The sequence below is a fragment of the Paenalicyclobacillus ferrooxydans genome (assembly GCF_001399675.1).
Lineage (GTDB): Bacteria > Bacillota > Bacilli > Alicyclobacillales > Alicyclobacillaceae > Alicyclobacillus_B > Alicyclobacillus_B ferrooxydans.
In genome coordinates, this window is sequence record NZ_LJCO01000041.1 from 36,882 (window position 1) to 48,673 (window position 11,792).

An 11,792-nucleotide genomic window follows, 5' to 3' on the forward strand; every position below is an offset into this window, starting at 1 on the left:
ATTATACCGAAAGGGGTTTATCGCATGTCAACCTCTAATTCACCAAAGATTGATAACTTTCCGAACGTAACAGTGGATTTCCAGCGAAAGGAGAATATTGCCTGTTTGACATTGTCGAATCCAAAGTCACTGAACGCGATGACCTGGCACATGTATGAACTGTTAAGTGAGTATTTGGATGAGATTCGGGAGGACTCAACGATTCGAGTGGTTGTGCTCCGCGGAGACGGCGAGAAGGCGTTCGCAGCAGGTACCGATATCAAACAATTTGAAGGGTTTACAGCGGATGACGGTGTGGCGTATGAACAGCGGATCGACCATGTCACGCGCAAACTCCTTGAGTTAAACAAGCCTACCATTGCCGCCGTTCACGGATACGCCATTGGTGGTGGACTGGTGTTGGCCGCAGCCTGCGACCTGCGCTATGCAACCGTGCAGGCCCGGTTTGGAGCGCCGATTGCTCGTACCCTGGGGAATTGTCTCAGCATCCGGAATTATCGGAGATTAACCGGCCTCATTGGGGAACCGAGGGTCAAAGAACTGATCTTCACGACACGTCTCATGGGTGCTGAGGAAGCTGCTGCAGTTGGGCTTGTGAATGCCATATTCGACGAGTCAGAGTTTTTCGAACAGGTTGACCAGATTGCGACACAGATGGCCACCCGTGCCCCGCTCACCCTGTGGGCGACTAAGGTTGCTTTGGCCCGGTTACAGGATGAACAACCTTTGCCCGAGTTTGAAGACGTCATCGGCAAAATATATGGAAGCGCAGATTTTCAAGAGGGTGTCCGAGCACACATCGAGAAGCGCAGTCCAAACTGGTCCGGAGCATAATTGGTTGTGGCATCGGACTGAAGCGCGAACATACGGCTGACATTGGGACTAAATCGCCCAGCGAGTTCACGGACACAATCCTTTGTAAGGGGTCATTGTAGATGTTCTCAGAAAAGATGGATCTGCGTCTTCCAGGGCCAGTACAAGTACCGCGTGAGATTCAGCGGGCGATTCTGCGCACCTTCGATCATCCGATGATGGATTACCGTAACGAGGAGCATTCGGAGGTCTTAAAACAGGCCTCGAGGGCGGCTCAAGAAGTATTTCAAACGCAAAACGAGGTGTATATTCTCGCAGGCAGCGGCACGTCTGCGTTGGAAACGGCGATGGTGAACCTGATTGGTCCATCGGATAGCATCCTCATTTGTGTCATTGGTTATTTTGGCGAGTACTTGGTAGACATTGCAGAGCACATTGGCGCCAACGTGATTCGCGTAGATGCACCATGGGGAGACGTGGTCGATCCCGATGAAGTCGCGAAGGCCCTTGCCACGCATCCGGAGGTAAAGGCAGTGTTTGCGACGCACTGTGAGACCTCCACCGGGGTAATCAATCCAATTGAGAAAATTGCGGGCATCGTTCGTGCGACGGAAGCAGTGTTCGTTGTCGATGCTGTCAGCTCAATTGCAGGAACGCCGCTCTATATGGATGCATGGGGAATCGATATCGTTGCCACGGGGGGCCAAAAGGCGTTAATGTTGCCACCTGGCATCGCGTTGGTGTCTGTAAGCGATAAAGGTTGGAGGGCCATTGAGCGTCACAAATGTCCGTCTCTTTATCTCGATCTGAAAAGGTACCGGAACTTGCTTCCGAAGGGACATACACCCTACACACCGAATGTCGCACTCGTCAATGGACTTCTTGAATCTTGTCGAATGATCCAAGAGGGTGGAGGGGTGGAGGCGTCCTATCGGCGGCATGCCGCACTGCGCGATATGACGAGGACGGGGGTCCGGGCACTTGGACTGCAACTTCTGGCGGAGGATTCTGTCGCCAGTCCGACCCTTACAGCTGTTATGTTTGATACGGTTGACGCGGACGAATTCCGCAAGTACCTCAGGCAACAGTTCCACGTCGCTGTCGGTGGTGGGCTTGGGAAACTCAAAGGTAAGATACTCCGCCTTGGGCATATGGGATATACAGACGCAGGCGACGTTCTCAAATTAATCTCTGTGCTGGAACTTGGCCTTCATGTTGTCGGACACAAGGTTGAGCTTGGAACGGGCATAGCTGCGGCTCAAAACAGTTGGCTGACTAACCCGATTTGCTAGCGCGCCTCTCCCTATACTCCTGCATTGAACACAAAGAAAGTCGTCAGCCTTGTCATCATAGCAGGCTAACGGCTTTTTTCTTTTGCCCTGTCTCGGCGCAGGTTTTACATGTATGCCATTCGACATGCACGATTATCCAGTTATGCAATGGATCACAGGATACGATGTTGAAAGCCTCTATGCTGATAATAGGTCGTTTACACAAGTACCGCTGACTAATTTTAAGGGGGACTTTCCATGGATAAGTACGGACCATTATATCATCGTAACACTAAGCTTTTACCATCAGCATTGGCTAGGTCTATCGTTGGAATCGTCATTCTGATTGGAATTGTTGAATTTGTACTGGGGCTCATTGGACTGTTGCATTAATCATCGCTGCAGGCGAGATTTGGTTTATTGACAAGGGGGCATTCGGCAGGGGATACCGTCCAGATATCCTCTGTCAACTGCGCAAAGTGCGGAGACAACGAGCCCCTAATCATACCCCTGAAGATAAATCTCACTAAGTCAGCTAAGGTCCACTTCAATCCATCCATCTCTAATCTGTACCTGGAATGCCTCAACAGGGACCGTGCAAGGCATTCGAGTTGCTCGCCCAGACTTGATATCGAAAGCGCCGCCGTGACACCAACAGACAATTTCTTCGCCTTCAATGTCACCTTCTGACAAGGAACAATCCTGATGGGTACAGATATCAGAGGTGGCGTACCACCCTTCGTCGAGATGGTACACCGTAATGGCTTCTCCTTGAATCACAAAGGACTTCATGTCACGAACGGCAATGTCCGATTCTCGTCCAACTTGTTGCCAAGACATCCCGAACACCTCCAAAATAAAAGTCTGTTTTACGTAGTCGCACTTGACTTCACATCTAAGAGCCTACAGGTTTGCGGGAATTCTTCTGTGCGCTGCATCACGCCAAGCTATGAATGATCCGCCTGGCAGCCAATTATCCCGAGTGGTGATGTACATCACAGAAAATCAGTGGCAAAGGAATAGATTAGTAAGTAAGTGCCAGTGAGTATAAAATGATGCGGAACGCCAGCGATAATTGATTAAATCTGGTTCATGATAACTGGGGTTCAGGCGAAAGTCATATCGGGTGTTCGTGAGAAGGGAGAAGACAATATGGAAGCCAGGCTGAATTACCGCATCGCCGAGCCGGACGCGCTGCGTGCGATGATGGTACTTGAGTCGTACACAAAGAGTACAGGACTCGATAAAAAGCTGGTAGAGCTCATGAAGATTCGTGCCTCACAGTTGAACGGGTGCGCGTTCTGCCTTGATATGCACACCATCGACGCACGTGCGAACGGGGAGTCGGAGCAGAGAATTTACTGTCTCAGTGCCTGGCGGGAAAGTCCGTTCTATACCGATGCCGAACGGGCTGCGCTTGAGCTGACTGAAGCAGTCACTCTGATATCAGAAGGTGTTTCTGATGAGGTTTACAATCACGTACGCTTACACTTTTCTGAGGCTGAGTTTGTGCAGCTTGTTATGGTCGTGAACACAATCAATGCGTGGAACCGACTTTCTATTGCGACGCGAGCGGTCCCAGGAAACTATCAACCTGTGAATCATGATTGACGGACGGTTGCAGCCTGATTTAGTAGCCTGATTCAGCAGCAGCTCGATTCAGCATAGGAGGAGATTCAAATGGCAGATCTGAGTTTTTCGACAGAATTGAACTGGTCTAACACTGGGCGTAATGGTGAAGGCGTAGTCAGGCTTGGCGGCAACGAAGTAACCTATTCTGCTCCAGACTCAATGGGAGGAAAAGGTGTGGGGACGAGCCCGGAGGAGCTGTTAATCTCAGCTGTCAGTGCCTGCTACAGTGCGACGTTGTTTGGCGTGCTGCGCAAGTCGGAACTTCCTGTTGATGATGTCACCATCAAAGCGGAGGGCATTGTAACTGGGTATCCTTTGCAATCAAAGTTCGCTCGCCTAATTGTTTCACCCGTCATCCACGGCAGTGTTCAAAACCGTATAGAAGAATACCAACGTGCTGCAACGACGGCCCGAGATAAGTGCTTCATCGGCAAGACCATAGCGGGTAACGTCGATTACCAAGTTGGAGAAGTCGAGTTGGCTTGACAGGGGGACAGGAAAAGTGAAGGGTCCGCGATGCGTTCAGATTGAACTCACGGACTCAGTCTCTCACACAGATCAGGCATGGAAAAAGACCTTGACATTGTCAGAGCTCCAGACGGCGCTGAAGGTACAAGACCATGGGCAGCCCGATGCATCGGATCGATCCGGGGATGTCTGTTCTGCTGCTTGGCAAGATGGGCCTGCTACTGAGGTTGGAACTGCAAACGGAGAAGGTCTTCGTTTATACGTCGAGGATGGTCCAAACGCTTGCTTGAATGTTAAATCCATCGTGCATATTCGGTTTGCGGGCGATAAGGCGCTTGTAGAGCCTGTATTCGGATCGCGATTATCGTGACTGTTCGAGTGACTCTATCAAAAGGCGGGCCTCGTAGAGGGCTGTTTGACTATGGGCTTCTTCTCGCAATCCAGTCCTCGTGAGCAACGACTTTGCCGTTGCGGCTGAGAAACTGGAGTCATAAACAGCGGTACGAATGTCAGAGGAAACAGCGTCAAGGATATCGGCCCAATGGTTCCGGACTTCTTGGGCGTCCTCCGACCGTAACGCTTTTAAGAGAGAAATAAAGGAAATTGCTGCATGTTGCAGGCCGTGAAACAGCCTTTGAACCTGATTGACCTCTTCCTTTTTTGCATAAATGTTGAGCGTAAGGCTCAACTTCGCCTGTGTGACATCCTGCTCAAGTTGTTGCAGTGAGCTCAGCAAGGCGCTAAGGGATTGATTGACATCAAAGCGCGTGCTGTCGAGGTCGTTGGTGCGGAGTGCTTGTGCAGCACGGCCAACCATTTCCGCAAAATCAACCGCAAAGGTTTCAAGCTTGGCCTTGGCCTTCAATGTGTCGTTCGGCGGGGCAATCAGTGTCATAAAGAGGACTGCCACCACACACCCGATGAGTGTATCTTTGATGCGGTCAATGGCATAACCGGCTGAATGATGTTCAAAGTAGAGCACAAATAAGATACTGAGGGCGGCTTGATGAATCAGCAGGTCTTTCAAGCGAAACAGATTCATCACCGCAGTGCTGAGAAACAATGCAATGCCGAGAGAGAGGCCTGTAACCGGGACATCCTTGGCAAAGAAACCGACCATAGTGACGCCGATAAGCGTGCCGAGTGCGCGGTACAGTGCGAAGCGAAGTGACTGCCCAATCGTGACCTGCAGGCAAAGAATGAGGGTCAAGGGTGCCAGGTATGGGTGGTTCGATCCGGTGAACCGCGCGATCTCCCATGCTGCCATCGAACCGAGACTTGTCTTCCAAACAACGGCAGTACGTTGTAAAACGCTGCCGTTTTCTTGCTTAAACATGAGTCCTGATGCTTGTTGGGCCACGTAAACTCTCCTAACGGGTGCTAGCGTAATCCTTGCTTGAAAGATGCCCGTTGTGAGGTTTGACTATTCCGCAGCGTTCACAGGAGCCCCGGCCGATGAACTCCGTCACCGCTCCCTGATGCATGGCACCAGGGGTCTATTTGTTTGCCTTGGTGAGACCAGGTACTGTGCGCTTGAATACGACCACCAGGTCCTCCTTCTCTCGGCGAATGTCAACGATCTGTATATCCTTTCGTGCAGCAAAGCCCTTCAAGGTATGTTGTGCTGTGCGATCCCATTTTGAGAAAGTTATGGTTTCGACGGTACGCGTGGTTGCCATAACAAAACCTTCTCCTCTCAAATCACGTGAGACGTCAAAACACGCCACATGCGTTGACTCACTTCAAAGCACGTGAACAGGATTCATCATGGAGTTTCACCACTTGCTGTATCTTCTATAGAACACTGTAAACGAGCGATATTACCAGAGTGTTGATAATGCATCATGAATTTGTGAAGTTGTTGTGGGAATTGTTTAACAACTTCTTTACATAACTTATACGAAAAATTACACGGACGTGATGGTTCTTTTACAATCCCTCCTTACACTATCTTCGACGGAGATTGAAGCCGTTGAGACAATAGGGATGTTAGAGGAGGAAGTAAGTTGAATCTAAAAGCAAAGCACGTGATGATATCTGCGATTACGACAGGAGCTCTTGTCTCCGTTTTGGCTGGCTGTGGTACAACGACTTCAACAGGTTCAAGCAACACAACCACTGGCAGCGGAAATGCAGCTGCATCGAACTCCTCGAGTAAATCGAACAGCTCGAGTACTTCCAATGAGACACTCGTGATATATTCCGCACAAGGTTATGACCAAGCCATGGCCGATGCGTTTCAAAAGAAAACCGGTATTAAGGTAAAGTTGGTTGACGACTCGACGGGGAACATTGTCGCGAAGATGGAAGCAGAGAAATCCAATCCCCACTGGGACGTGGCTTGGTTTGACGGCGCCTCCACAATGCAGGGGCTCGACAACCAAGGTATGCTCCTCACAGGATGGACCCCGAACGATGTATCAAACTACACCTCCCAAGGTCAGTCTTTGATTCCCTCTGACAAGGCGTATTACCCAACCGGTGTAACGGCCGCAGCCGCAATCGGATACAACAACAAGTTGGTTGACGCAGCTCACGCACCGAAAGATTGGAGCGACCTTCTGAACCCGTACTTTAAGGGGGCGGTTGGCATGAACGATCCAAGCATCTCTGGTCCGACCTTCCCATACGTGGCAGGTATGTTGCAGTTGAAGGGGACTACTGCTGGAGAGCAGTTCTTCATGGACCTGAAAAACAACGGTTTGAAGGTGTTTCCAACGAATGGTGATACGCTGAACGCACTCGTTAAGGGTCAGATTAAGGTGGCAACGATTCAAGATACTGCTCTCTTGAAAGGGAAATTAAAGGGCGATCCGATTACGCTCGTCTATCCTTCCTCTGGAACCTTCTCAATGGCGACGACGATCTCGATTGATAAGAACGCTCCGGACATGGCAGCTGCCAAGAAATTTGTAGAGTTTGTGTTATCCCAGCAAGGACAACAAGTCATGCTTAATCCTGCAAACGGCGGCAGTGATTCTTACTACAGCCCTATCATCAAGGGAGTTTCGGCAAACCCTGCTCGTGTGCAAAGTGGAATCAATTGGGTTCCTGTCAATCCTGTACAGGCAGCGCAAAATGAAACTCAAATTAAGACGTGGTTCCATGAAAACATCACCAACTAATCGCTCCCGCAAATTATCGAGAGGTTGGGCGTATGCCGTGCCCAGCCTTCTCGTGTTGTGCGTTCTTGTCCTCTATCCGCTAGCGACGCTGTTTGTACAGACGTTTTTACCGCATCTCTTTGATGTGCACATGAGTCTCAAACCTTCGATTGAACCGTTGATTCAATCTTTCTCTGACAAACTGAATTACGAGTCGTTGGTCAATTCCTTTGTGATGGGGTTGTTTGCCTCTATTGCAGCGACCGTTGTCGGAACCTTAACTGCCTTTGGCTCCGTCCGTGCACCGTCCCGTTACCAGCGCGTTTTAGATACGCTCGTTTGGGTCGTGTTTTTTGCTCCGTCTTATGTTATTGCAGAGGGCTGGCTTCAGTTCCTGCAGGATGGTGGTATTGCGTCTCAACTCTTTGGACTGCCGAATGGCTGGGCTGCATGGTTTTTTACAAAGCCAGGACTTGTAGTCCTGATGGGCCTTCGATATTTCCCGTTCGTTCATCTCGCGATGACACCGGCGATTAAAAATATGGGCGGCCAGTTTGAACGTGCAGCTCGGTCGATGGGCGCTGGTAAGGGCCGTGTTTTCTGGCGGATCACGTTTCCTCTGTTGGCACCTGCTACTTTAGCGGGTGCATCCATTGCTTTCGCAGAAGGCTTTGGGGATTTTGGATTTGCGTCAGCGATTGCGCCCACCGTGCACATTCCTCTGCTCACATACCAAATCTACTCGGCCCTGAATCAGGCGCCGGTTAACTACGCTGCTGCGGGTTCCTTATCTCTTGTCTTGGTTGTCGTAATGGGCGCTGTGCTGTGGTTTCAAATGTGGTGGCTCAAGCGGCGTTCGTACACTACGGTGTCAAGTTCTACCTCTTGGAATGAATCGACCCGGGTGGTAAAGGTTCAGTGGTACACGACTGTTTCATTTATTCTGGCAGGTGTTTCAGTCGTGATCCCGGTTTTATCAACCATTGCAACATCGATGTGGAAGACTGGTGCCGACGGAATTCAGGGAGCCAATTGGACACTTCATGCATATGCTAAGGTTCTTCAAACAGGCAGTGACGGTCTCGCTTCTCTCGAACGTTCCATCGTGTACAGTGCGGTGGCTGCAGTCGTCACCATGATCATTGCACTTTACGTGTCCTATCAGCTCAGCAGACGTGACACACTGGGGATGAGATTCGTTAACGTCATTACGATGGCTACGATTGCGGTTCCTGGCGTTGTTTTAGCAGCAGGCTTCATCTTTGCGTGGAACGCTGTTTGGCTGATTCCTATCCACTTGGTCCTATACGGAACATCTTTGTGTCTTGGGATGGCTTACATTGCAGGGAGTCTTCCGTATGCGATTCGACTCGATCTTGGTGCCATCTCTCAATTATCACCGAACTTGATGACGGCTGCGCAAGTGCTCGGTGCAAAAGAACGAGTCGTCATGTCACGGATTGTGTTGCCGTTAATCGGCGGTACCATTGTTTCGACATTCTTCATCGCCCTCACGGGTACGATGTTTGAGTTGCCTGCGTCTTCGTTGCTCTATCCCGCTGGAGAGCCTCCGTTCCCCGTAGAGATTCAGCAGCAGTTCAATGCGTTTAACTTTAACGTGGGATCTGCAATGGCTACGATTGGCATGCTCATCGTCTTTATTATGTACGGCGTAGGAAGATACGTGGCGACACGAATGCGCTTTGTGGGAGGCGCAAGAGTTAAGAAGAGTCACTTGGTGAAGCAACAAGAATTGATAACGGGTGAAGAAACAGGGAGCCCACAAATGGCGGGAGAGTGATTCGTAAATGCAGATCCGTGCTGAGGGACTAAACAAATGGTTTGGAGATAAACACGTCCTCAAAGGTTTGGACTTTGTTGTTGAAGACCGGCAGTTTGTTGCACTGCTCGGGCCTTCTGGCTGCGGGAAAACCACGTTGCTGAACATCTTGGCTGGATTTTTGGATGTTGAAGAAGGAACGGTTGCGGTCGGAGAGGACGTCTGGTGCAGGCCAGGTTATGGACTCTCACCGGAAAAGCGAAACGTTGGCATGGTGTTTCAGGACTTTGCTTTGTGGCCGCATATGAACGTATTTGACAACATTGCATTTGGACTGAAGCTACGGAAGGTGAACAAGGGTGACATCGGTCGGCGAGTCAAGGAAGTTCTTGAAACGGTGAGGATGAGCGGACAAGAGGAGAAGTTCCCACATCAGTTGTCGGGGGGACAAAAACAGCGTATCGCAATTGCGAGAGCATTAGCACCACGCCCGTCTGTGCTCTTGATGGACGAACCGCTCTCGAGTTTGGATGCCAAGCTCCGAGAGCAAATGCGTTGGGATATGCTTGATATTATTCGTGCTGCTGGTATCACCACAGTGTACGTGACTCATGATCAGTCGGAGGCACTGAGTATGGCAGATACCATTTTGCTGATGAACGAAGGACGAATTGAACAGGCAGGACAGCCTGTAGAACTGTATCACCGTCCCCGAACCCCATTCGCTGCGACGTTTCTTGGTGCATCGAATCTCATGGATGGAATTATTGAAGCATCCGAGAACGGAGTTGCGCGGGTGGATTGCCACGGACATATCGTACGTGCCATCGGTGTCGGGGCTGTTGGTCAGCGTACTCAGGTCTCGATTCGGCCCACAGACATTACGGTCTATGGGGAGTCGAACCACCCGAATATCACGCGGCAACTTTCCGTTCTTGAGGGAACAATTGCACAGAAGGCGTTTCACGGTGTGCACTGGCGTTATCGTGTGAAACTCGTTGGTACACCAAATGTGCAGTTGGAAGTATGGCATGAAGCAGAGTTGCCCCACAACGGAAGAGTGTTCTTGGCTGTCTCAGCACAGAATTGCTTGCTTCTTGACGGATCGAGTGACACATTAGAATTATCAGCAAGATAGGGGGGCGCGTATGTGGGCATTTACGGAATTCTCTCAAGTTTTTTAGGAACAGGCGTTGAGTTCGTTGAAGCGTTGACTATTATTATGGCCGTCGGTGCGATTCGCGGTTGGAAGAGCGCACTGGCGGGGGGCCTGTCAGCGGTTGTTGTGCTCGGTGTTCTTGTGACCATTATTGGAACGCCGCTGGTACATATCATGCAGGTAGGCTGGGTGCAACTCATTATTGGTTTGTTTATGCTTCTGTTTGGAATTCGGTGGTTGCGGAAAGCGATTCTCCGTTACAGTGGACTTAAAGCCCTTCATAATGAGGCTGAGAGTTATGAGGAAGAATTGGAGAGGCAGCGAAAGGCTGGTCAGGTAGCTCGGGGCATTGACCGCTTTGCCTTCGCCACGACTTTCAGCGGTACTTTTCTTGAAGGACTTGAGGCGATTTTTATCGTTATCACGTTCGGCTTAAGCACAAAGTCAATGACCTCCGCGATTGTGGGCGCAGCTGGTGCGATTGTTGTGGTTGCACTGCTTGGGGTTGTCCTCCGCAAACCACTGTCTCTCGTGCCTGAAAATACAATGAAATTTATTGTTGGTATCATGTTAACCTCGTTTGGTGCGTTTTGGGTTGGTGAAAGCATGAATGTCGCTTGGCCTAATAAAGATTTATCGATCCTGTATATCGCAGTCACTCTATTGCTCCTTTCATCTATTATTGTTCAGCGTGTGAAATCTGCCCTCGGTAGAACGTCGACGTCGTCTGCACAGAAAGTGGGGCTGTGAATATGAAAGTACTCAAAGTACTGTGGGGATTGTTGGTCGACGATGGCAGGCTCGCATCTATCCTTGTCATCTCATTGGTGGTTGCATATATCGTGTCGCTGGCCGGGGTCAAGTGGCTTGCCGCGCTAGTCATCTGGCTTGGACTGATCGTTTCTCTGTGGGTCTCGATTGAGCATCAGTTGAAGTTAAAGGTACACAAAAGTCGAGGCTAGGGCGCTGCTCTGGCGGGGAATGGCACGGTGGATCACTGCGCTGCGCGCGGCCACCAGTGCGGTACAACAACTACCTGTAGTCGAATAGTAGTCTAACAAAGGTATAACAGGGTCTAACAATGGTTTAACAACAGTCTAACAACAGTCTAACAACAGTCTAACAACAGTCTAACAATGGTTTAACAATGGTTTAACAATGGTTTAACAATGGTTTAACAATGGTTTAACAGGCGTTTAACAGGGGTCTAACATTTGTAAGTACCAACATTGGTGATACACGGGCCCCACTCGCCGGGCGATGCGAGTGGGGCCGTCTTTTGCGACAGAGGTCTGCGTAACTTAAAAAAATCCCGAAAGGAAGAAGATTCCACTGGATCTCAGTTGGGAGGCGTGATATATTAGTCGATGTCGCCGCGAGGCGGCTACGATGAAACCCTGATAACAACACTGATATCGAGGCAAGCTATCAGGCATCAAAATGAAGTTGGTTCCTTGAAAACTAAACACACGCAGAGAGTGAAACGTACAGATTCGAAGTGAGCATCTTCGGCAACGAAGAGAGCAAACTTCTCAACTTTGAGAGTTTGATCCTGGCTCAGGACG

At 50.1% G+C, this 11,792-nt stretch carries 13 protein-coding genes; 10 read left to right on the forward strand and 3 right to left on the reverse strand.

Annotated elements, in window-relative coordinates:
* Positions 1-24: 24 nt before the first annotated feature.
* Positions 25-834 carry an enoyl-CoA hydratase gene (locus AN477_RS09185; RefSeq protein ID WP_054968866.1) on the forward strand — a complete coding sequence of 270 codons (810 nt, stop codon included), beginning with the start codon at positions 25-27 and terminating at the stop codon, positions 832-834.
* 101 nt (positions 835-935) lie between these two features.
* Positions 936-2,105 (forward strand): pyridoxal-phosphate-dependent aminotransferase family protein, encoded by a 1,170-nt coding sequence (locus AN477_RS09190; RefSeq protein WP_054968867.1) that lies wholly within the window; start codon positions 936-938, stop codon positions 2,103-2,105.
* Positions 2,106-2,615: 510 nt separating this feature from the next.
* Here the strand turns inward: AN477_RS09190 and AN477_RS09195 are convergent.
* Entirely contained in the window at positions 2,616-2,924 is a 309-nt protein-coding gene (locus AN477_RS09195) for a Rieske (2Fe-2S) protein (RefSeq protein ID WP_054968868.1), read from the reverse strand.
* 312 nt (positions 2,925-3,236) lie between these two features.
* On the opposite strand from AN477_RS09195, the gene AN477_RS09200 reads away from it, so the two are divergent.
* From AN477_RS09200 to AN477_RS09210, 3 genes are all read left to right on the forward strand, one after another.
* Complete coding sequence (locus AN477_RS09200) at positions 3,237-3,695, forward strand: carboxymuconolactone decarboxylase family protein (RefSeq protein WP_054968869.1); 459 nt, start codon at positions 3,237-3,239, stop codon at positions 3,693-3,695.
* 69 nt (positions 3,696-3,764) lie between these two features.
* Positions 3,765-4,202, forward strand: a complete 438-nt coding sequence (locus AN477_RS09205; protein WP_054968870.1) for an OsmC family protein — start codon at positions 3,765-3,767, stop codon at positions 4,200-4,202.
* Positions 4,203-4,218: 16 nt separating this feature from the next.
* Positions 4,219-4,554, forward strand: coding sequence for a hypothetical protein (locus AN477_RS09210; RefSeq protein WP_054968871.1), 336 nt, complete (start codon positions 4,219-4,221; stop codon positions 4,552-4,554).
* On the opposite strand, the gene AN477_RS09215 is transcribed toward AN477_RS09210, so the two are convergent.
* A complete protein-coding gene (locus tag AN477_RS09215; RefSeq protein ID WP_054968872.1) occupies positions 4,546-5,544 on the reverse strand; it encodes an FUSC family protein in 999 nt (332 codons plus the stop codon). The two genes, AN477_RS09210 and AN477_RS09215, sit on opposite strands and share 9 nt — an antisense overlap.
* Positions 5,545-5,680: 136 nt before the next feature.
* A complete protein-coding gene (locus tag AN477_RS09220; protein WP_054968873.1) occupies positions 5,681-5,863 on the reverse strand; it encodes a hypothetical protein in 183 nt (60 codons plus the stop codon).
* Positions 5,864-6,190: 327 nt separating this feature from the next.
* On the opposite strand from AN477_RS09220, the gene AN477_RS09225 reads away from it, so the two are divergent.
* Genes AN477_RS09225 through AN477_RS09245 form a run of 5 tightly spaced genes read left to right on the forward strand, consistent with a single transcriptional unit; the run spans position 6,191 to position 11,189 of the window.
* Positions 6,191-7,309, forward strand: a complete 1,119-nt coding sequence (locus tag AN477_RS09225; RefSeq protein WP_211265986.1) for an ABC transporter substrate-binding protein — start codon at positions 6,191-6,193, stop codon at positions 7,307-7,309.
* The gene (locus AN477_RS09230) at positions 7,290-9,089 is read left to right on the forward strand and encodes an ABC transporter permease (RefSeq protein WP_169787868.1); all 1,800 of its coding nucleotides are present in this window, start codon (positions 7,290-7,292) and stop codon (positions 9,087-9,089) included. Before AN477_RS09225 ends, AN477_RS09230 begins: the two co-directional genes overlap by 20 nt.
* Positions 9,090-9,096: 7 nt before the next feature.
* Positions 9,097-10,206 carry an ABC transporter ATP-binding protein gene (locus AN477_RS09235; protein WP_054968875.1) on the forward strand — a complete coding sequence of 370 codons (1,110 nt, stop codon included), beginning with the start codon at positions 9,097-9,099 and terminating at the stop codon, positions 10,204-10,206.
* 12 nt (positions 10,207-10,218) lie between these two features.
* Positions 10,219-10,977: a COG4280 domain-containing protein gene (locus tag AN477_RS09240; RefSeq protein ID WP_054968876.1), complete on the forward strand. Its 759-nt coding sequence runs from the start codon at positions 10,219-10,221 to the stop codon at positions 10,975-10,977.
* A 2-nt stretch (positions 10,978-10,979) separates the two neighbouring features.
* Positions 10,980-11,189, forward strand: coding sequence for a hypothetical protein (locus AN477_RS09245; protein WP_054968877.1), 210 nt, complete (start codon positions 10,980-10,982; stop codon positions 11,187-11,189).
* The last annotated feature ends 603 nt before the right edge of the window (positions 11,190-11,792 follow it).

Bases quoted from the DNA above. Each gene is read 5' to 3' on its own strand.
- AN477_RS09200 (WP_054968869.1), top strand. From the start codon at position 3,237: ATGGAAGCCAGGCTGAATTACCGCATCGCCGAGCCGGACGCGCTGCGT.
- AN477_RS09195 (WP_054968868.1), bottom strand. From the start codon at position 2,924: ATGTCTTGGCAACAAGTTGGACGAGAATCGGACATTGCCGTTCGTGAC.
- AN477_RS09190 (WP_054968867.1), top strand. From the start codon at position 936: ATGTTCTCAGAAAAGATGGATCTGCGTCTTCCAGGGCCAGTACAAGTA.
- AN477_RS09220 (WP_054968873.1), bottom strand. From the start codon at position 5,863: ATGGCAACCACGCGTACCGTCGAAACCATAACTTTCTCAAAATGGGAT.
- AN477_RS09185 (WP_054968866.1), top strand. From the start codon at position 25: ATGTCAACCTCTAATTCACCAAAGATTGATAACTTTCCGAACGTAACA.
- AN477_RS09245 (WP_054968877.1), top strand. From the start codon at position 10,980: ATGAAAGTACTCAAAGTACTGTGGGGATTGTTGGTCGACGATGGCAGG.
- AN477_RS09230 (WP_169787868.1), top strand. From the start codon at position 7,290: ATGAAAACATCACCAACTAATCGCTCCCGCAAATTATCGAGAGGTTGG.
- AN477_RS09205 (WP_054968870.1), top strand. From the start codon at position 3,765: ATGGCAGATCTGAGTTTTTCGACAGAATTGAACTGGTCTAACACTGGG.
- AN477_RS09235 (WP_054968875.1), top strand. From the start codon at position 9,097: ATGCAGATCCGTGCTGAGGGACTAAACAAATGGTTTGGAGATAAACAC.